The organism is Bifidobacterium sp. ESL0763 (assembly GCF_029433395.1).
In the GTDB taxonomy this organism is placed as follows: Bacteria; Actinomycetota; Actinomycetes; order Actinomycetales; family Bifidobacteriaceae; genus Bifidobacterium.
Map to the genome: position 1 here is coordinate 374,675 of NZ_JAQTHW010000002.1, position 20,535 is coordinate 395,209.

Annotated in this window: 11 protein-coding genes and 3 pseudogenes; 6 read left to right on the top strand and 8 right to left on the bottom strand. The window is 59.9% G+C overall.

All coding sequences use genetic code 11. The annotated features are described in order from the left end of the window. Nucleotides 1-17: 17 nt before the first annotated feature. Nucleotides 18-1,694, bottom strand: a complete 1,677-nt coding sequence (gene ettA, locus PT282_RS02480; RefSeq protein ID WP_277168002.1) for an energy-dependent translational throttle protein EttA — start codon at nt 1,692-1,694, stop codon at nt 18-20. Between the two features lie 437 nt (nt 1,695-2,131). Between ettA and PT282_RS02485 the strand changes: the two genes are divergently transcribed. Then, the gene (locus PT282_RS02485; protein WP_277168003.1) at nt 2,132-3,025 is read left to right on the top strand and encodes a dioxygenase; all 894 of its coding nucleotides are present in this window, start codon (nt 2,132-2,134) and stop codon (nt 3,023-3,025) included. A gap of 89 nt (nt 3,026-3,114) precedes the next feature. Here PT282_RS02485 and PT282_RS02490 read toward each other — a convergent pair whose 3' ends face one another. Then, nucleotides 3,115-3,531 (bottom strand): peptide deformylase, encoded by a 417-nt coding sequence (locus PT282_RS02490; protein ID WP_277168004.1) that lies wholly within the window; start codon nt 3,529-3,531, stop codon nt 3,115-3,117. A 260-nt stretch (nt 3,532-3,791) separates the two neighbouring features. Between PT282_RS02490 and PT282_RS02495 the strand changes: the two genes are divergently transcribed. Together PT282_RS02495 and PT282_RS02500 are read left to right on the top strand one after the other, a co-directional pair. Then, entirely contained in the window at nt 3,792-5,840 is a 2,049-nt protein-coding gene (locus tag PT282_RS02495) for a DEAD/DEAH box helicase (RefSeq protein ID WP_277168005.1), read from the top strand. Between the two features lie 159 nt (nt 5,841-5,999). After that, nucleotides 6,000-8,774: an excinuclease ABC subunit UvrA gene (locus PT282_RS02500; RefSeq protein ID WP_277168006.1), complete on the top strand. Its 2,775-nt coding sequence runs from the start codon at nt 6,000-6,002 to the stop codon at nt 8,772-8,774. A gap of 6 nt (nt 8,775-8,780) precedes the next feature. On the opposite strand, the gene PT282_RS02505 is transcribed toward PT282_RS02500, so the two are convergent. The 3 genes from PT282_RS02505 to msrA all read right to left on the bottom strand — a co-directional run bounded on the left by PT282_RS02505 (nt 8,781) and on the right by msrA (nt 10,853). Next, nucleotides 8,781-9,218 (bottom strand): type II toxin-antitoxin system VapC family toxin, encoded by a 438-nt coding sequence (locus PT282_RS02505; RefSeq protein ID WP_374114131.1) that lies wholly within the window; start codon nt 9,216-9,218, stop codon nt 8,781-8,783. Further along, complete coding sequence (locus PT282_RS02510; protein WP_277168008.1) at nt 9,208-9,519, bottom strand: type II toxin-antitoxin system RelB/DinJ family antitoxin; 312 nt, start codon at nt 9,517-9,519, stop codon at nt 9,208-9,210. The genes PT282_RS02505 and PT282_RS02510 overlap by 11 nt, the downstream gene beginning before the upstream one ends. Before the next feature lie 329 nt (nt 9,520-9,848). Continuing rightward, on the bottom strand, nt 9,849-10,853 hold the full coding sequence (msrA, locus tag PT282_RS02515) for a peptide-methionine (S)-S-oxide reductase MsrA (RefSeq protein ID WP_277168009.1): 1,005 nt from the start codon (nt 10,851-10,853) through the stop codon (nt 9,849-9,851). A 501-nt stretch (nt 10,854-11,354) separates the two neighbouring features. Here msrA and PT282_RS07590 point away from each other — a divergent pair. From PT282_RS07590 to PT282_RS07600, 3 pseudogenes are all read left to right on the top strand, one after another. Then, a pseudogene (locus PT282_RS07590) lies at nt 11,355-13,538 on the top strand (SNF2 helicase associated domain-containing protein); the annotation flags it as partial. 51 nt (nt 13,539-13,589) lie between these two features. After that, nucleotides 13,590-14,657, top strand: a pseudogene (locus tag PT282_RS07595) (DEAD/DEAH box helicase); the annotation flags it as partial. Nucleotides 14,658-14,786: 129 nt separating this feature from the next. Further along, a pseudogene (locus PT282_RS07600) lies at nt 14,787-15,413 on the top strand (DEAD/DEAH box helicase); the annotation flags it as partial. A gap of 80 nt (nt 15,414-15,493) precedes the next feature. Here PT282_RS07600 and PT282_RS02525 read toward each other — a convergent pair. The 3 genes from PT282_RS02525 to PT282_RS02535 form a co-directional block, all read right to left on the bottom strand. Next, entirely contained in the window at nt 15,494-15,994 is a 501-nt protein-coding gene (locus PT282_RS02525; RefSeq protein WP_277168011.1) for a PIN domain-containing protein, read from the bottom strand. Continuing rightward, entirely contained in the window at nt 15,994-16,542 is a 549-nt protein-coding gene (locus tag PT282_RS02530; protein WP_277168012.1) for a helix-turn-helix domain-containing protein, read from the bottom strand. The genes PT282_RS02525 and PT282_RS02530 overlap by 1 nt, the downstream gene beginning before the upstream one ends. A 216-nt stretch (nt 16,543-16,758) precedes the next feature. Continuing rightward, nucleotides 16,759-20,439 carry an ATP-binding protein gene (locus PT282_RS02535; RefSeq protein ID WP_277168013.1) on the bottom strand — a complete coding sequence of 1,227 codons (3,681 nt, stop codon included), beginning with the start codon at nt 20,437-20,439 and terminating at the stop codon, nt 16,759-16,761. Nucleotides 20,440-20,535 lie beyond the last annotated feature (96 nt).

Below are 20,535 nucleotides of genomic sequence, written 5' to 3' on the forward strand. Positions count from 1 at the left end.
CTTACTGGACTGTCCGCTTAACGCGTCAGCTTGCGGTGGATGCGGTGGGGGCGGGAGGCCTCCTCGCCCAGACGCTTGACCTTGTCGTCCTGGTAGGCCTGGAAGTTCCCCTCGAACCAGTACCACTTGGCCGGGTTCTCGTCGTCGCCCTCCCACGCGAGGATATGCGTGGCGATGCGGTCGAGGAACCAGCGGTCGTGGGAGATGACCACGGCGCAGCCCGGGAACTCGATGAGCGCGTTCTCCAACGATTCCAGCGTTTCCACGTCGAGGTCGTTGGTGGGCTCGTCGAGTAGCAGCAGGTTGCCGCCCTGCTTCAGGGTGAGCGCGAGGTTCAGACGGTTGCGCTCGCCGCCGGAGAGCACGCCGGTCATCTTCTGCTGGTCGCTGCCCTTGAAGCCGAAGCTGGCGACGTAGGCGCGGGTCGGCACCTCCACGCCGGCCACCTCGATGAAGTCGTTGCCGTCGGAGACCGCCTCCCAGAGGTTCTTGTTCGGGTCGAGGCCCTCGCGGTTCTGGTCGACGTACGAGATCTTGACGGTCTCGCCGATCTTCAGCTCGCCGCCGGAGAGCGGCTCCTTGCCGACGATGGTCTTGAAGAGGGTGGACTTGCCGACGCCGTTGGGGCCGATGATGCCCACGATGCCGTTGCGCGGCAGGGTGAAGCTCAGGTCGTCGATCAGCACACGGTCGTCGAAGGCCTTGTGGATGTGCGTGGCCTCGAGCACCTGCGAGCCCAGGCGCGGCCCCGGCGGGATGACGATCTCGGAGAAGTCCAGCTTCTTGGAGTTGCGCGCCTCGTTCTCCATCTCGTCGTAGCGCTCCAGCCTGGCCTTGTTCTTGGCCTGGCGGGCCTTGGGCGAGCTCTTGACCCACGCGATCTCGTTCTTGAGGCGCTTGGCCAGCTTGGCGTCCTTGGCGCCCTGGATCTCCATGCGCTTCTCTTTGGTCTCCAGGTAGGTGGTGTAGTTGCCCTTGTAGGGGTAGAGGTGGCCGCGGTCGACCTCGCAGATCCACTCGGCCACGTTGTCCATGAAGTAGCGGTCGTGGGTCACGGCGATGACGGCGCCCTTGTAGGTGTGCAGGAACTGCTCCAGCCACAGAATCGACTCGGCGTCCAGATGGTTGGTCGGCTCGTCGAGCAGCAGCAGGTCCGGCGCCTCGAGCAGCAGCTTGCACAGCGCGACGCGACGGCGCTCGCCGCCCGAGCACACCTTGACCGGGGTGTCCGGGTCGGGGCACTGCAGCGCGTCCATGGCCTGCTCGAGCTGGGAGTCGAGGTCCCAGCCGTTGGCCGCGTCGATCTCCTCCTGCAGCTTGCCCATCTCCGCCATCAGCGCGTCGTAGTCGGCGTCCGGGTCGGCCATCTGCTCGCCGATCTCGTTGAAGCGGGTCACCTTGTCGGCGATCTCGCCGAAGGCCATCTTGATGTTCTCGCCCACGGTCTTGCTCTCGTCGAGCGGCGGCTCCTGCTGGAGGATGCCCACCGAGTAGCCGGGCGTGATCTTCGCCTCGCCGTTGGAGACGGTGTCGAGGCCGGCCATGATGCGCAGCAGCGTCGACTTGCCCATGCCGTTGGGGCCCACCACGCCGATTTTCGCGCCGGGCAAAAAGCTCAGGGTCACATCGTCGAGAATCACGCGGTCGCCATAGGCCTTGCGCGCGTTGATCATCTGATAGATAAACTCAGCCAAGTATTCGTTCCTTCATTGTCATTGTCTCTCGCCGTCAACTGCGGCGCGGGTTCCGTGGCGTGCGGGGCCATGCCGTTCCCGCCGGAAGCCCCTCGCTTGTCGTCGCGATGTCGGGCTTTCCGCGCCCACGATTCATCACAATTTTGCCATGGCGAGGCGACACTGGCCGAGGCGGCCGATCGTTTCGCCGACAGCCGATACCCCCGGTGCGCAACAGTGGCGGCGTAGGCTGTGGGCGGTCCTCGGCCGCGTCCATAAGGGCATTGAAAGGCATGGCTCCGAATGCGATAATGGGATGTCGGAATGTGAAATTTCGTGGTTCCGGGGAACAACGGCTGGCGCGGACGTGTTGAGTCTGGTAATGTGCACGGCTCGACGTCATCGGCGCGGGCCGACGCGGCGCGAGACGGACTTTTCGACGACCCGAAGGAGGCGGCATGATGGAACGCGAACTGAGCAACCTGCCGGAGGCCCTGCCCATCGAGAACCCATTGGGCTCGGTGAGCGCCCGGGTGCCGGAGCAGATGGAGCTTTCCAGCGGGGTCGTGCTCGAGGGGCGGCGCCTGCGCTCTTTCGCCTACACCACCGACGTGGCCGTGATTCACAACACCAACGCCGACGCGATCCTGGCGGTCTACCCCTTCACCGGCCAGCCGGTGATCAACCAGGCCGTGCTCTCCGTGGCGCGCTCGCCGGTGTTCGTCGGCGTCGGGGGAGGCACCACCACCGGCACGCGGGTGCTCGAGCTGGCGGTGTTCGCCGAGATGCAGGGCGTCTCCGGGGTCGTGCTCAACGCCCCGTCCACCGTCGAGATTGTGCGCGAGGTGGCGATGACGGTGCATGTGCCCGTGATGGCCACCGTGGTGCGCTTCGACGACGACGTGGCGCGCAAGATCGAGGCTGGGGCGCGCATCGTCAACGTCGCCGCGGGCAGGCGCACCGCCGAGGTGGTCGCGCAGGTCAAGCAACGGTATCCGGAGATTCCGCTGGTGGCGAGTTCCGGCGGTTCGGCCGAGTCGATCAGGGAGACGATCGCCGCCGGGGCGAACGCGCTGACCTGGACGCCGCCGAGCGCCGCCTCGATGCAGAAGGCTATGATGGAGCGCTACCGCAACGGTGAGGCTGCCCACACGGCACCGGTCTCGGGCGGGGGAGCGGCCGCGTCCAGGGCGTCCGGAAGTCCCGCCGCGACCAGCAAGAACTTCTACACCGCCACGGCCACCATGGGCCATCCCTACACGGATGCGCCGGCGGCCAAGTCGCCGAGCCCGCGCCACAAGAAGCAATCCGCGCCGGGCGACGACGGCGCCATCGAACCGCACGGCGCCTGACCCCGGGTTCTGAGGCCACCGAACATTCGGATATCCGGATACCTAAGCGCCCTGACGCTTAACCGTGCAATTGGCGAGAAGCCGGCCAATCAGATGAGGATGCCGTCGCAGTGGTCGATCTCGTGCTGGATGATCTGGGCGGTGAAATCCTGGAACCGCGCGGTGTGCTCACGCATGCGCAGGTCGGTGTAGCGCACCCGGATGATGCGAAAGCGCGTGGCCTTGCGCATGCCGTTCAGGCACAGGCAGCCCTCCTCGGTCCCGTAGGGCTCGGACTTCTCCACGATCTCGGGGTTGAGCATGGTGGCGATGCGGCCGGTGAGGTTGTCGGTGAAGACGATGACGCGCCTGGTCTCGCCGACCATGTTGGCCGCCATGCCCACGCAGCTGCTGGCATACGCCTCCAGGGTGTCCTTGAGGTCGCGGGCGAGCCCGAGGTCCTGCTCGGTGGCGGGGGCGCTGGCCTTGCTCAGCCGCGCCGGAGAGGTGATGATGGGTCGTTGCATCCTGGGTCCTCTGGTCGATGGGTATGGTCGTTCCACCATACTATTCCCGTCTGCTGTCGCCCCGTGACGGGCTTGGGCGATAGTTGTGGGGCGCGTCTGATACACTGAGGTGTCCATTACGAAGCCGGGGTCTCTACACTACTTATGACAGACAGGTCGGCTTCACTCTTTGTGAAAGGCTACTGTGCCGCGCTGTCGTGTCCTTTGAGACAATATTCGACTGTTTCCGTGTTTTCGACGGACGGCATATACATTACGAAATGAATAATTCTGAATCCCATAATTCCAAGACGACCAAGGCCGACCAGGCGGCCGAAAGCGCCGCTGCGTACGCCAAAAGCGGCGACCGGCCCGAGCGCACCTTCTCCGAGCTCGGCGTGCCCGGCCCGCTGGTCAGCGTCCTGGCCCACGACGGCAAGACCGTCGCCTTCCCCATCCAGGCCGACACCCTCGGCGACTCGCTGGCCGGCCGTGACGTGCTCGGCCGCGGCGAGACCGGCAGCGGCAAGACGCTCGCCTTCTCGATCCCGCTGGTAGCCCGCCTGGGCGAGACCGGCGAGGGTGCGGCCGCGATGCGCGATTTCGAGAGCATGGACCGCGGCGACCACGACGCCCGCAAGCGCGCGATGCTGCCCCATCCGCACGGCATGATCCTGGCGCCCACGCGCGAGCTGGTCAACCAGATCGACGAGGTGGTGGCCCCGCTGGCCGCCGCCTACGACATGCGCACCGCCACCATCTACGGCGGGGTGAAATACAGCCGCCAGATCAACCAGCTCAAGGCCGGCGCCGAGATCATCGTCGCCTGCCCCGGCCGCCTTGAGGACCTGCTGCGCCAGGGCGCCCTGTCCATCGAGGACGTGGAGGTGGCGGTGCTCGACGAGGCCGACGAGATGGCCGACATGGGCTTCCTGCCCGCGGTGCGCCGCCTGCTCGAGCAGGTCGACCCCGACGGCCAGCGCATGCTCTTCTCCGCGACGCTCGACCACGGCGTCGACAAGGTCGTTAAACAATTCCTTCACGAGCCGAAGATCCACGAGATCGCGCCCGCCGACGCGCAGGTCGACACCATGACCCACCACGTCTTCGAGGTCTCGCAGGGCAACAAGTACGAGGTCATCCGCGAGCTCGCCAGCGGCATGGGCAAGCGCATCCTCTTCACCCGCACCAAGTACCAGGCCAAGAAGATGGCCGCTAAGCTGGTGCATGCCGGCATCCCCGCCGTCGACCTGCAGGGCAACCTCTCGCAGAACCAGCGCGACCGCCACCTGGCGGCCTTCACCTCCGGCGACGTCAACGTGATGGTGGCCACCGACGTGGCGGCCCGCGGCATCGACGTCAGCGAGGTGACGATGGTGGTGCAGACCGAGCCGCCGGAGGACCCGAAGTCCTTCCTGCACCGTTCCGGCCGCACCGCGCGCGCCGGCGAATCCGGCGACGTGGTCACCCTCGTGCTGCCGCAGCAGCGCCGTGACGCCCGCCAGATGCTGCGTCGCGCCGGCATCAAGGCCAAGGCGCAGCAGATCGTGCCGGGCTCGCCGGAGCTCGAGGAGCTGGTGGGGGAGCACGCCCCGCTGGTCGAGGGCTGGACGCTCACCGTGCCGGTGGTCAACCGCAAGGCCGGGCGCAACGGCCGCGGCGGACGCAACGAGGGCCGCGGAGGGCGCGGCGGCTACGGCCGTCACGATCGCGGCGGGCGGCGTGACCGCAACAACCGCCACGAGGGTTCGCACCGCTCCTACGACAAGAAGCGGCACGGCGGCTCGCACGACGACTTCAATGACGGCGACTATCGCGGCGGACGCAACGAGCGCCATGACCGCAACGGCCGCGGTGGCCGCGACTTCGACGACTCGCGTTCACGAGGCGGACGCCGTGACGGCCACAGGGACCACGGCAACCCCCGTTACGACGACGGCCAGGGCCCGATCGACGCGCGTTCCTACCATGGCCGCGGCCGCGAAGGCTACCGTTCCCATGGCTTCCACGACGACGATTTCGGCGGCAGGCGTTCGCGTCGCTCCGATCACGACGATCGTGGCGGCCGCGACAACCGGTACGAGCATGGCGGCAAGCGCCATGGCGGACGTGACCACGGCTACGACCGTGGTTACGAGGAGAACCGAGGGCGCGATTCCTACGGCTCTCGCGGCAACCGCCACGGCGGCTACGGCAAGTCCGGCGGCCGCGGGCGCGGCGAGGGCTACGAGGGCCGCTCCGGCGGCCACGGCCAGCGCTCGCGCAAGGCCGGCGGCTTCCGCCACGGGCATGGCAAGCGCAACTCGACCCCGTTCCGCCGTTCGCGCTGAGCGGAGACGGTAGGCGGCCTGACTGCTGAAACAGGTCGCCGATGACTCGAATCGTTACCAAGGTGCTGTGGGTTTCCACGGCACCTTTCGCATATGCGGAGGGGAGTCTCCCGTGTCCCAAGGCGAAACAAGGCGGGTGCGGCGCATAGAGTTGGCACTATGGACGATGGCGAGAACGCGACACGAGCGATGCATGGGGATGACGACGAAATGACGATGAACGGCGACGGCGACAATGGTCAAAGTAAAGGGAATGCCGGGAATGGTCGCGGCGGCAGGAACAAGGGTGGTGCGAATCCCAAGAGCAACCGTGGCGGGACCGGTCCCATAGCATCATCCGCATCTTTGGCGACCCCGTCCGTCCCACGGGCCATCGAGGTGCGCGGCGCCCGCGTGCACAACCTCAGGAACATCGACGTCTCGATCCCGCTCAACCAGCTGGTCGGCATCGCCGGCGTCTCCGGCTCCGGCAAGTCGTCGCTGGCACTGGGCGTGCTCTATGCCGAGGGGTCGCGCCGCTATCTCGACGCGCTCTCCACCTATACGCGCCGGCGGATGACGCAGGCCGAGAAGCCGCAGGTCGACTCGGTGCGCTTCGTGCCGCCGGCCCTGGCGCTGCGGCAGCGTCCGGGCGTCGGCGGCATGCGCTCCACCTTCGGCACCTCCACCGAGACCCTCAATGTGGTGCGCCTGATGTTCTCGCGCCTCGCCTCGCACCGCTGCCCGAACGGCCACTACCAGAAGCCGACGCTCGATGTCGCCGCCGAGGTGCCGATCCACTGCCCGGTCTGCGGTGCGCTCGTCGAGCCGCCCAGCGCCGAGCAGCTGGCGTTCAACTCCACCGGCGCCTGCCCTACCTGCCAGGGCACCGGCATCATCCACGAGGTCAACGACGCCGCGCTCGTGCCCGACGAGAGCTTGACGATCGACGAGGGCGCGGTGGTGCCGTGGCGCACCTTCGGTTTCAACGTCCAGCCCGACATCGTCCGCGAGTTCGGCGTGCGCACCGACGTGCCCTTCCGCGAGCTGACCGACGCCGAGCGCGAGATCGTCTTCAACGGGCCCGAGGAGAAGAAGCCCATCACCATCACCTCCATCAAGGGCGTCCACCACCTCGACTTCACCTTCCGCAACGCGCGTCTGACCGTCACCAAGGAGCTCGACCGCGCCAGCGACGAGAAGCGGATGGCCAAGGTGGCCAAGTTCCTGGTCGAGCGCACCTGCCCGGACTGCGGCGGCTCGCGCCTCAACGACGCGGCACGCGCGCCCAGGATCGGCGAGCGCAACCTCGCGGAGGTCGCCTCGTGGCCGCTGCGCCAGGTACTCGCCTGGGCCCAGGGTGTGCCGGACTCGCTGCCGCAGGGCATGCGGCGGATGGCCGAGAGCCTGGTCGAGGCGCTGGAGGAGATGGGGCATCGGCTCCTGCAGCTCGGCCTGGGCTACCTCGCGCTCGACCGCGCCAGTGCCACGCTCTCCACCGGCGAACGCCAGCGCGCCCAGCTCTCGCGCGCGGTGCGCAACGAGACCACCGGCGTGCTCTACGTGCTCGACGAGCCGTCCACCGGCCTGCACCCCGCCAACATCGAGGGACTCATCGGCGTGATGCGCGACCTGCTGGCCTCCGGCAACTCCGTGGTGTTCGTCGACCACGACGTCCACGTGCTCGCCGCCGCCGACCATTTCATCGAGATGGGCCCCGGCGCCGGCAGCCGCGGCGGACGCATCCTCACGCAAGGCTCGCCGGAGCGCATTCTGCACGACCCGCACTCGCGCATCGCCGGATTCCTTGACGGATCGCAGCCCGTGGTGGTGCGCGACCGCCTGCCGTTGCCGACGAAGTCCGGGCAGGGCTGGATCGGCATGGAGACCGGTCCCATCCACACCGTCCATCCGCTGCATGTCGCCATCCCGCGCGGGCGCATGACCGCCGTCACCGGCGTTTCCGGCTCCGGCAAGACCACCATGGTGCTCGAATCCCTGATCCCGGGGCTTCAGGCCCGTCAGGACGGCTCGTCGCTGCCGGGCCATGTGCGCTCGCTGTCCGACGCGGGCGTCACCCGCGTACGCCTGGTCGACTCCACGCCCATCGGCATCAACGTGCGCTCCACGCTCGCCACCTATTCCGGCGTCATGGACATGCTGCGCCGCGCCTTCGCCTCCACGGTGGTGGCGAAGGCGCGCAGGCTCAAGCTCTCGGCCTTCTCCTACAACACCGGTTCGCTGCGCTGCCCGCAATGCGACGGCACCGGCCAGATTAGCCTCGACATCCAGTTCCTGCCCGACGTCACCATTACCTGCCCGGCCTGCGGAGGCAGCCGCTACCGGCGCGAGGCCGACGGCATACGACTGGCCACACCGTCGCATCCGCAAGGGATGACGCTGCCCGAGGTGCTGGACCTGGAGGTCGACGACGCGCTCGACTTCTTCGCCGTCGACGGGCAGTCCGTGTCGGCGACGGCCGCGGCCGAGACGGATTCCGGGTCCATGATCGGCACATCCGCGCTCAAACGCATCCACCGCTCGCTCGAAACCCTGCACGACCTGGGCCTCGGCTACCTCACGCTCGGCGAGGACACGCCCAGCCTTTCCGGCGGCGAGGCCCAGCGGCTCAAGCTTTCCAACGAGCTCGGCAAGAAGCAGGGCACCTCGCTGTTCGTGCTCGACGAGCCGACCACCGGCCTGCATCCGCTCGACGTACGCACGCTCATCGACGTGCTGCAGCGACTGGTCGAGCGGGGCGCGACGGTCGTCTTCATCGAACACGACCTCGACATGATCGCCAACGCCGACTACGTCATCGACATGGGGCCCGGCGGCGGCGAGGAGGGTGGCACCATCGTCGCCACCGGCACGCCCGACGAGGTCGCCGCTGATCCCGCAAGCGTCACCGGCCGTTACCTGGCCCGGCACATGGCCGGTGGCGCGGAGCGGTGATGGAGGTCATCGCTCAAGCGGAGCGTTCTCGACATTGCCGACGAGCATGTCGCCGGTGATTTTCGGCACCGACGAGTCGAGGAACGCCTTGGCGTCGCGCGAGACGATGCAGTCGGCGTTCCATTGCTCGGCGCATGCGCGGATGATGCCGTCCTCGAAATCCGGTTCGCTTGAATCCACGGCGATGCCGCATGTGGCGCTGTCGACTGGAAGCACCTCGAAGGTCTCGATGAATCGGCGGATCCAGTTTCTTCGTTGGTTTTCCGACAGATCGCGTCGCGAAATATAATAGGCATCCTTAAGACTCCCGGCGCAAACCGCCAAGCAAGGTCCCCCGTCTTTCGCCGCATTCTCGAAAAGGGAAAATGCCGAAACGAAGTTCGCGCGGTCGGGACTCATGACGTCAAGAAGGAAATTGGTATCTACGAAAATTCTATTCTGCACGATGCGCTAACTCCTCTTTGACGTCCACTGGTGTCAGCTGCCCTATGTGGGAAGGCAGCTTGACCGAAGCGATATCAGCCTTCGCCTCCTCGATCATCTTCTCGTGGTCCATCCGGCGCTTCGGATAGCCGACCTTGAAACCGGTGGGGTAGGAGGAGGGCTGGAAGGGCAGCATGCCGTCGCGCACGCTCTGCTTGAGGAACATGGTGACCGCCGTGGTCATGTTGAGCCCCATGTCCTCGAAGAGCGCCGCCGCATCCGCCTTGAGTTCCGGGTCGATGTTCATCGTCAGTTTCGCCATGTCGTCCTCTTCGAAGTTCCGTATCCGTGCATTCGGTATCTTCAGTATAGGACGAGCAGCGGTATGTTGTATGGTCAACGCACCCATAATAGCCTCCTAACAGCAGTATCATTTCTCCTGTCCATCAAGTCTATTGGTGCTATACGTTGCGGCGCAAACGGAAACGGGACATGTGGTCGAACGGTCGAATCCGTTGCAACGATGCGGATCCGGATATCAAAAAGGCGATGTGGACAACTATTTCCTTATACACACCGCCCTGCACGGGCCGAGCGTTTTTAGACCGTGATTATGCACTGTTTCGGTTAGGGTCCGTTCCTGGTTTCCGCTCACTTTGCCTTATCAAGTAGAGACAAGTACTTCCCGTAACCCTGCGCCTCCATCTGGTCGCGAGGCACGAAACGCAGCGAGGCGGAGTTCATGCAGTAGCGCAGCCCGCCGCGTTCGGCCGGCCCGTCGTCGAAGACATGGCCCAGGTGGATCTGCGTGTCGGCGGTGCGCACCTCGATGCGCGGGCGGCCGGGCAGCGAAGTGTCGCGGTGCTCGGTGAGCGACGAGCCGTCGATGGGCTTGGAGAACGAGGGCCAGCCGCAGCCCGCGTCGAACTTGTCGGTCGAGAGGAACAGCGGCTTGCCGCTCACCACGTCCACGTAGATGCCCGGCTCGAAGGTCTGGTCGTATTCGTTGGCGAACGGCCGCTCGGTGGCCGCCTCCTGCGTCACCGCGTACTGCTCGTCGCTCAGCTCCCAGATGCGCTCGATGTAGCGCTGCCGCTTGCCCACGTTCATCAGCTTGGCCACGGAGATATGGCAGTAGCCGCCCGGGTTCTTGTCCAGGTAGTCCTGGTGGTAGGCCTCGGCGGGGTAGAAGTTGCGCAGCGGCTCCACCAGTACGGCCGGCCGGCGCCCGTAGCGCACGTAGAGCTGCTGCAGCGCCTGCTCGTAGACGTCGCGCTGCGCCTGGTCGGTGTGGAACATGCCGGTGCGGTACTGCCTGCCGGTGTCGTTGCCCTGCCGGTCCACCGAGAACGGGTCGATGACGTCGAGGAAGAGCAGGGTGAGTGTGCGCAGGCTCACGCGCGCCGGGTCGAAGTCCACGCGCACGGTCTCCGCCGCGTCCGTCGTGCCGTCGCAGACCTCCTCATACGACGGATCCTCCTTGCGAGATTGCGCGTAGCCGACCTGCGTGGCGGTGACCCCGTCGACGCCCTGGAAATACCGTTCGACGCCCCAGAAGCAACCGCCCGCGAAATAGGCGGTCCGGGTTCCGGCCGGTTCTCGCCGCGTGGTCTGGCCCTCGTTGGTTTTGCCGTTGTTGCTGTTCGCATCCGTCATGTCGTTCTCCTTCAAGCGCTGGTCGCCGTCGCGGTCTGTGCGCCGGTGCCGTGCGTCCGCGTGCGTCGCGATTACTGATAGTCTGCCACAAACGCCCTCGCGATGATGCGCATCGTTCGGCCGGGGCGTAAACCTCTTGAGGGTCGGCGTGCCATCGCGCCCTCCCGACTCCGCCCGGAGCATGCCCGATGACACGGCCGGCGAAAGAAGAGTAGAATGAAAGTTTGCGGTATTCGGTACCAGCGGTATCGGAACCGGTGACGTTGTTTGTGGCGAAAAGGGGACCGGAATTTGGATTGGCGCGCGTCGGTATACGGCTCGAGGACCGGAAGCTCGGGAGGCTTCGGGCTTGGTTCGGGTTCGGACGACGACGTCTTCGGCGCCGACCCTGACGGCGGCGTGACCTTCGGCGCCAACGAGCCGGCCGTGCCCGAAAAGGTGCTGCGCCAGCGCGGCGGTAAGGCGTTCTACCGCGCCTACGAGGTCATCTCGGGCGGGCGCATGCACGGCTTGACCTGTACGCCCGGCGAGGACGGCACGCTGTTGGCCGCGTCCGTGGAACCGGCCGACGAGTTCGCCGACGACTATGCCGTGAGCGCCCGCATCGACGAGAACCATGGTCAGATCATCGCCTCGGACTGCACCTGCCCGGCGTTCGGCCGCTTCGGCGCGATCTGCAAGCACGTCATCGCGCTGATCATGCAATATAACGACACGCCCCAGAAATTCGAGGAACTGGGCAACGGTATCGCCGCCTCCGGAGCCAACGGCGCTTCGGGCAGGCCGGCGCACAGGGTCGTGCGCCACACATCCCGCGTGCTGCGCTCGTTCATGCACCAGGAGGATTCCCAGCTCGCCGAACAGGCCAAGAACCGCCAGCTGGAGCTGTTGAAGGAGGTCAGCAGCCGCGCGTCCGGCGACCTCGGCAGCGACGCCGCGCTCACCCGCCATATGCCCATCGGTTCGGTGGCGCTGCGCCCGATGCTCGAGAACTCCGGCCGCGACTGGTACCTGCGCCTGCACATCGCGGTGCCCAGCAAAGGCATCTCCTACGTCATCAAGGACATCAAGGCGCTCGTGGCCGCGGTGCAGCGCCGCGAATTCGTGACCTACGGCAAGAAGCTGGCGTTCGTGCACTCCCGTGATTCCTTCGACGAGCGCTCGCGTTCCATCCTGGCCATCCTGGGCCGCGCCATCGAGATTCGCAAAAGCGTCTCCGGCGATTTCCAGTTCTACCAGAGCAAGGCCGAGGCGCAGGAGATGCGGCTGAGCGACGACGAGACCGCCGAGCTGCTGGTCCTGTTCGTCGACGCGGACGTCACCCTCGACTACGTGCCCGCGCACGGCAGCTTCTCCTCGGCTATCCCCGTGCGCGTGGTCGACGGGGACCCGGACCTGGGCCTCGAGGTCGCCGCTGTCGGCGGTGACGGTGGGAATGATGATGGCAATGGCAACGGCAACGGCAACAGCGATGGCGCCCACGCCAATGGCAACGGCGGGGCGGGCCAGGGCTATGTCATCCACCACGACCTCAATATCGAGATATTCGTCATCGGCCGCGGCTCACAGTTCGTCATCGTGCGCCGTTCCGGATCCAGCCGCGCCTTCGCCTCCGACGCCCCCGAGATCCACCGGTGCTCCGGCACGATGGCCGACCAGCGCAACCTGCTTGAGGTGCTGTGCACCGGCGACGAGCGGGGCGACCTCTATCTGAGCGCCGACGACATCGAGGAGTTCTCACGCACGGTGTTGCCCGCGCTCGATCCCGTTCCGGCGGACGGACATGCGTCGCCGGATGCGGCGGGCGCGACTGATGGAACCGCGCGTGATGCGGGGAACGGCGAGCAAGGCGAAGGCTCCGAGACCGGTATCTCGACGTCTGATGGAGCGACGGATACGGCTCCCGATACCACCTCGACAGTGAGTAACGACCTGACGCCCGCCACCTCCCGCGACACCTCGCGCCACGGCATCGCCGTCAGGCTGCCCGAGGAACTGATCAGGCTGCGCCACGTGCCCTGCCACATCGAGACCTACCTCGACCGCGACCGCAAGGGCATCACCTGCGACGTGCAGGCCCGGTACGGCGACGAGCGCTTCCACGTCTTCTCCGGCATCAGCGGATCCGAGCCGGTCGCGCGCGACCATGGAGCCGAACGGCTGGCGGTGGAGGCCGTGCGCCAGTACTTCCCGATGCCCACCGGCCCCATCGCCCGCATCGCCGAGGACGACGACAAGGCCATCTACAAGCTGCTGAACGAGGGGCTGCCCGTGCTGCGCGGGCTGGGCGAGGTGTACTCCACGCCGAGCTTCGACGGGCTCACCTCCTCGCCGCATCCGGTCTTCAGGATCGGTCTCTCGATCAAGTCCGGGCTGGTGGAGATCTCGCCGATCGCCGACGAGATCGACCCCTCCGAGGTGCCGGCCTTGCTCAACAGCTACCGCAAGCGCCGCAAGTTCCACCGCCTGCGTAACGGTGCCTTCGTCAACATGGCCGACGTCGACACCAGCAAGCTCGACGAGGTCGGCGCGGACCTGGGCATCAAGTCGGTCGACCTGGACTCCGGAGCCGTGAGCGTGCCCGCCTACGAGGCCTATTACCTCGACGGCGAGGCGGACGACGAGGACAAAAGCGACGAGTTCCGCAGCTACCTGGGCGACCTGCGCGTCATCGACCCGAAAGCCTACCGGGTGCCGCAGGCGCTCGCCGGCGTGCTGCGGCCCTACCAGGTCGAGGGGTTCCGCTGGCTCAACGCCGTGGCCGACAAGGGCTTCGGCGGCATCCTGGCCGACGAGATGGGCCTGGGCAAGACCGTGCAGATGCTCTCGTACCTGCTCGCGCGGCGCGACGAACAACGCAATATCGGCCCGAACCTCATCGTCTGCCCGGCGTCGCTGGTCTACAACTGGGCCGCCGAATGCGCCAAGTTCGCCCCGGAGCTCAACGTGCAGGTGCTCGCCGGCTCCAAGGCCTCCCGCCGCGCGACGCTCAGGAACACCAAGGCATGGTATGAGGGCAGGAAGGCGCTGGGGGCCGATGAGGCCGGTGCCGGTTCCTATGTCGGTTCCGCTATTGGTTCCTCTGCCGACATGACGGAGCGTCTGAGCGTTCATCAGGATGTCGCCGGGGCGCAGCAGGCGAGTTTCGATATTTCAGCGGGTGCGAACGACGACGGCTGGCAGAGTGCCGACAGCCCGCAGCCCATCGACGAGGACGGGACGGCGTCATGGGACGCGCCCGACGTGCTGATCACCTCGTACGACCTGCTGCGTCGCGACATCGACGATTACGACGGGCTGGAATGCCACTGCATGACCCTCGACGAGGCGCAGTACATCAAGAACCACGCCACCAAGTCCGCCCGCGCCGTGCGCAAGGTCAATGCGCGGCACCGGTTCGCGCTCACCGGCACGCCGATCGAGAACCGGCTTTCCGAGCTGTGGAGCATCTTCGACTTCCTGATGCCCGGCATGCTCGGCGCCTACAAGCATTTCCGCGAGCGTTTCGAGATGCCGATTCTCTCCGGCGACGAGCACGCCCAGCGCAAGTTGCAGGCGTTCGTCGGCCCGTTCATCCTGCGGCGTTTGAAGTCGCAAGTCTTGAAGGACCTGCCCGACAAGATCGAGAACGTGCTCACCGTCCAGCTTGAGGGTGAGCAGCGCCGGCTCTACGCCGCGCTCGAGCAGCAGCTGCGCGCCACCTTGAACAAGCAGCGTGACATCGAATACAAGACCGGCACAATCCAGATTCTGGCCCAGCTCACCCGTTTGCGCCAGGCCTGCTGCGACCCGCGGCTGCTGTTCAGCAATGTCGGCAGCAACGTCGTCAGGAAGGACGCACACGTCTGGGGCATGCCCAGCCGCGAGACCGAGCGCGCCGACGACGAGCCGATCGACGAGGCCGTCGGGGTGGCTGACGAGCTCAGCGAGACCGCCGATGCGTCGGCGAACGCGATCGCGGGCAACGGTGGTGCGGTCGCTTCGGTGGCAGACGGAGCCGCCGGGGCGTGGTCCTCCGGCAAGCCGCGCAAGGTCACCTCGGCCAAGCTCGACGCCATCGAGGAGCTGGTCGCCAGTTGCCAGGACGCCGGCCGCAAGATGCTGATCTTCTCGCAGTTCACCAGCTTCCTCGACCTCATCGCCGAGCGACTGCGCAAGAACAAGGTCGCCTACAACGTCATCACCGGCGCCACGCCCAAGCGCAAGCGCCTCGAGCTGGTCGACCGGTTCAACGCCGACGACACCCCGGTTTTCCTCATCTCGCTGAAGGCCGGCAACACGGGCCTGAACCTGACCGGTGCGTGCGTGGTGGTGCATGCCGACCCGTGGTGGAACGCCGCCGCGCAGGAGCAGGCCACCGACCGCGCCCACCGCATCGGCCAGACCCAGGACGTCAACGTCTACCAGATCGTCGCCAAGGACACCATCGAGGAGCGCATCCTGAAGATGCAGCGCTCCAAGAGCGATCTGGCCGACCGCTTTGTCAACCACGCCGGTACCGGCAGCGCCACAGGCATCTCCAACCTCACCAAGGACGATCTGCTGCAATTGTTGGGGTAAGGAAAATTCTATTGCTGATAGACGCGATCTAGTGCTTCTAATGCTGGATAGACACATTGCGCGAATTGGGGGACTCCGGACTATTCCAAAGCAATTGCATAGTCTTCGGGGGTCTGCGGATAAGACTGGTAGCTGCTGAATATGTCGTAACAGATTTGCGTTACCTGTCCATGTGCCAGATCAAAGAGGTCAAGCAAGAAATCGTCTGGATGTTTGATTTCGATATGCAGCGGAGCCGTTGATTCGGCCGGGAAATCTTTGATGTTAAAAGTCACAAGCGTTTCCGCCGAACAATATGCCGCTGCCGCCAAAACATGCTTATCCCCTTCATCGCACGTCATCGTTTCGATGAGTTTCTCGTAACCGGTTATCTCGGCGTTGGGGAAGTGCTGACGCATGAGTTGGATACGGTGTTCCACCTTCTCTTGGCCTATCCGAGGCGATAACGTTCGGTTGAGTTCTTCAAGCACGCCGTCAGACCAGTAGGGGACGAAGAGCTGCTGTTCGGCGAGACACAGGAATAAATCGCTGGTTGTTTCGCCGAACAGCGTGCAGGTGTCGAAGAAGACGGGGAAACTCATTATGCGCCTCGCTTCTTGCGGATGAGCGGATTGTCGAAGGTGAGTTCGAGATTTGTGTCTTTGGCGAGCTCCTTGAAATCCTTGACGAAGGCCTCATGCCTGCTTTGCATGTATTTTTGAAGATCGGTAAGTAAAACTCTGCGATGCCTGCCGACTTTGCGATAGGGAATTTCTTTGTTTTCGAGTAGTTTCACGAAAGTGGGACGGGAGATGCCAAGCATGTCCGCAGCAGCCTGGGTGGTTAATTCCGTACTGCAGGGTGCGACCATCACGGCTTTGCCGCGTGAAAGTTGCGAGGCCACTTCCACAAGAACGTCTGCTAACTCTTTGGTCAAGGGTATTGGACTTTTGCCAGGTACGCTGATAGTGGGAATGGGAAAGTCTTTGCCCTGCGTCATATTGGTGAACTCAGCGTCGGTTTTCTGCTGAGTTTTCGATTTGGCAAGGCTCTTGGTAAGGGAATTCTTGATATTAATAAGTTGAGAACGATCCTCCTTTCTTGGCATGTATGTTGTTGATTCGTTGACCATGGTCTTGGCGGCGGTCATGATCGTTACTTCTTTGTTTGGCTTAGTATCTATTGTACGTCATATTCGAAATATTCGAAAATAACGAGAATTTTCGAAAAGTTTTGTACGTGTGGATAACATCCGGTAGGTTGCGCACTTTTGGTTTTCAGTTCTAGTCGTCTACATGTGATGTGCCAATCGTGTTGTCTTTTATTGGGTATTACGCAATATCAGTTGTAAATACTCGAATCAAAATCATGAAAAGTCTTCATCGAATAACCGAAACTTTTCGTAATTCATTTCTTTTTCTTCACGCCGAATATATTGTTTTATCCTTTGTCTATAACTTAAATATCTTGGATCTGGTGGGAGCTCTTTGAGTAAATTCGTAGCAAATATTATTTCTTTTTCATAACATGGAATAAAACCTGAATTTCCAACTCCAGTCATTTCATAAGTTTCGAGAGGAAGCACGTCTACGAGATTTGAGTTTTTGTCATTGATAATGATTAAGCGTAATGCATTGTTTCTCTCTTCCTCCGGAAGCTCAGGGATTGCTCGACGTAATGATTGGATGTAAATAGGGGATTGTATGTTCTGAAGAATAAAGAACTCCAAGAATTCAAAAGAATGACTAGAATTTGTAAAAAATCTCTGAATTATTTCCGAACTGGAAAACGAATCTGTTTTATCGATAATCGTTTTTAGCAAAGTGTTGATCATGTCAAATCGGGTATCACCAAGGGCCAGTAATTGCTTTATTTTGCTGAGTTGATTGCATTTGATTTTATAGTCTGATTCGTTAATGTATTGTTCGACAAATTTCGATGCAAATTGTCCATTTTGTGTAACGAGAAAGCAGAAAATAGTTCCTTTAAGATCGAAATGATTGCTAGTAGTGTTCGCAAGGAAAATATCTTCAAGCGAATTCAGATTTTTGGAGAAACCCATCTCAAGAAAATCTAGATTAGCTTCCCTTTCTGGCATATCTAATTCATAGAAGAAGCGAGAAGCGATTTTAGCATTTTTTAATGCTGTGCATGCGTGTTCACAATATACAGCTGCAAAACCTTTATGCTTGTTTTCGATTCTTTTGATGGAAGTTAAGCGGATAGGAAGCTGAGTTACATCTAAATCCTTAATCAGTTGCTGTCGATCTGTTTCTGACATGTTTGATGTAGCTACGCATTCATCAAGTTGATTTAATAATATCGGTTGTCGATGATTGCTTTTTTGAATGAGGCTGTGCATTTTTGACGAACCAATTTTTGTACTAATAGTTGGAATTAGGTTAAAACCAACTGGGATGGAGCGTCTACTGCCTAGTGTCATAATAAGGGTTTGAAGAAAGACCTCTTCAGAAATTGAGGGTTTCTCGTGTCCTTTAAATAGGCCTTCAAAAAGTTTGTCTACGGCAAAACTTAGTTCAGTCCAACCAGCCTGTTGTTCCTGAACTGCGGCAAGTAGATACTCAAAAAGCTGGGTAAATTGTGCGGAAGTCCAGGTTAATATTTTTTTGCAGGGCTTATATTTTTTTCTGCTCCAAGGAACAGTATCTGGGATCAGAGAGGTTGCTACAAGGAAAGCATCAGAGAAATTAATTTCTCTACCAATATGGTTTTGAATCTCTAATAAATCGCAATATTTCTTGATCTGCCAGCAGAATGAGTATTCCATATATGTCCGAGGATTGATAAATTCCAATGTATACTTATTGATCTCAGATAAGTCATATTTTACAGCTTTTATCTTGTCGCTAGTTTTTTGTTTTGCCAGGTAAGAGAAATTCGGCAATATTTGAATCAAAGTTTTCAATATCGTGTTGTGAAATTCCGCATTTGAAAGAATCGTAAATAATGCAAGAATGCATGTATGATGCAGGTTCTTTATAGCTGAGGATAAAGGTAAAGTCAGTTGACGGATTGATACACCTTTCCCCTCGAATTCAGTCAGTGTTATATCTGTTTTTAGGTAGTTGGAAGTAAGCTTAATAACCGCGTAAGCGAGATTGTTTGAAGGGGTTTTATGGTAAGCGTCAGTGAGTGATTGTATTAAAATAATTTCATCTGTAAATTTGTGGCTTATCGATGCCTCGGTAAAATTCAATGTGTGATCAAAAGCATTTTTATAGGCGCTTTTATTGGTTATTCCTTTCTGCAAGCAGGTAATGAGGAGCGGGAGAGCGGTCGCAAAATTTGAGGTGTTTTTACGAGCAGATAGAATATCTAGCGCTAAAGAATTTGAAGATTGTGCTGTCTCGTCTCTCCAGTATGCGCATGCTTTGCTTTTCTGTATCAGTATCTTTGCGAAACTTAACGCATAATCATCCAGAATCGGATGTAATGCGGACATAATTGTTTTTTGATTTTCTAGCGTATCAGTGCCTGCGTTCAGCCAAGCATCTGTGCAGCTCTCTTTAACTCTGTCGTTCAACTTTTGCGAATAGAAAATATTGGTCATTGTGTTAAGTACACGGATAACTGATTGTCTGTTATCTACAAGATAAGAAGAGATATATTTGGTGAGATTAAGAATATTATCTTCGAAGAAACAACGATACACTAAATAGTCGCGTAAATTTTGTTGTTCAAACTTTATAGCCAGTTCATCCGTGTATGGATTTGTGCAGATGTCAACTATAGAGCGATTTGAGAGCTCTTTAGCAGCTGAACGTATTTCTGAAGCCGTATACTTTTCTTTTACTAATATGTCATATGTTGGATGTCCGCTGGATAAATGGCTGATATTAAAACAAGAAAGGATCTCTAGGAATTTAATATTTTTGGCTGAAAAGTTTGTAGTTAATCCATGAAAGTAATGGTTCATTATGCTGTATGAGTCAGTTATTGCGGAAAAGCCATCTTTCTTTGCTAGCATTCCTGCCATGATGGCGAGCCGAATATTTCCGTGTGCTATTTTCTGAATCTGTTTTAAATAGTTATAGTTTGTGATTCCATAGCCTTCAGAGAGAATTCTTTCTATGGTTTCATTGTCCAATGAAGGTAGTGACATGCTTTTAAATCCGCAAGAGTCGTTGGCTTCCTGCTCCACTCGTTTTGCGGCATAATCCCTTACTGTCAATAAAAGTTTAAGTTTTGGATTTTGCAAAGCAGTGTGCATCAAAGTTTTCAGAGCTGTCAATTCATTCGCGTCATCGACTAACACGATTGTATTATCACTGTGAGAGAGAAAGCTGATAATATCTGATTCGGCATTTTCTGCACTTCGAGATTCCAACACTAAGCATTGATAATGATATTGTTTTGAAAACAAGTCGCAGGCTTCGAGTCCTAGTCTTGTTTTCCCTGTACCTGATGCACCTTTTAAAATCGTAATTTCATTTTGTTCGATTAGCGTGACGAGCTGCGATAATTGTTCATCGCGGCCTTTGAAAGGCGCAGAATGTGGGGTAGTGTATGCTCGTTTTTCTTCATTTGTTTTAAATTGTTGGATAGTGCAGAGAGTTCCGTCTCCGAGTTTGATTCCCAGATGCTCATCGGCTAAGGCGGGGTAAAAAGCATCTAGATCGTGCGCAATTTGTGAAGGTCCAATAAGCTCAATGCGTCGATCTATGGTCTTCAGTTCTTGTTCCTGACTAGGTGTAAGGCGGCTACATGTGTGACAGCAAATAATTTTCGTTATTCGTGAATCAGAAATTCCTGTTTTGCTGCTATTTAGACAATCGGTAATATCTTCTTTTAGTTTCTTAAACTGATTGTTTTTTGTAGTCGTAAATGCTGCGAGAACTACGCCGTTCTCCTCTATGCTGTGGGCATCTGGGATTCCTTTGGTGACATTGTCGGAACCGAATTCAGATCCTAACGTCACTAGATGATTGAAATGAAATTTTATGTTTAGATATGCCTCGGCAAGTTTTTGGAATGGTCCGCCGGAGATACCCTGTAGGGCTTTTTCTATATCGTTTAGACGAGTCAATTTTCCTCCTGCAGCAGGTGAATCTCATTCTGTTGATACTTGCTTCTAATTGTAATATCAGTAGAGATTAGAATGATGCCTTTTGTATATATACCG

Excerpts from the sequence above, each read along its gene's own strand:
- PT282_RS02500 (WP_277168006.1), top strand. The coding sequence starts at position 6,000 with ATGGACGATGGCGAGAACGCGACACGAGCGATGCATGGGGATGACGAC.
- PT282_RS02490 (WP_277168004.1), bottom strand. The coding sequence starts at position 3,531 with ATGCAACGACCCATCATCACCTCTCCGGCGCGGCTGAGCAAGGCCAGC.
- msrA (WP_277168009.1), bottom strand. The coding sequence starts at position 10,853 with ATGACGGATGCGAACAGCAACAACGGCAAAACCAACGAGGGCCAGACC.
- PT282_RS02495 (WP_277168005.1), top strand. The coding sequence starts at position 3,792 with ATGAATAATTCTGAATCCCATAATTCCAAGACGACCAAGGCCGACCAG.
- PT282_RS02530 (WP_277168012.1), bottom strand. The coding sequence starts at position 16,542 with ATGACCGCCGCCAAGACCATGGTCAACGAATCAACAACATACATGCCA.
- PT282_RS02525 (WP_277168011.1), bottom strand. The coding sequence starts at position 15,994 with ATGAGTTTCCCCGTCTTCTTCGACACCTGCACGCTGTTCGGCGAAACA.
- PT282_RS02485 (WP_277168003.1), top strand. The coding sequence starts at position 2,132 with ATGATGGAACGCGAACTGAGCAACCTGCCGGAGGCCCTGCCCATCGAG.
- PT282_RS02510 (WP_277168008.1), bottom strand. The coding sequence starts at position 9,519 with ATGGCGAAACTGACGATGAACATCGACCCGGAACTCAAGGCGGATGCG.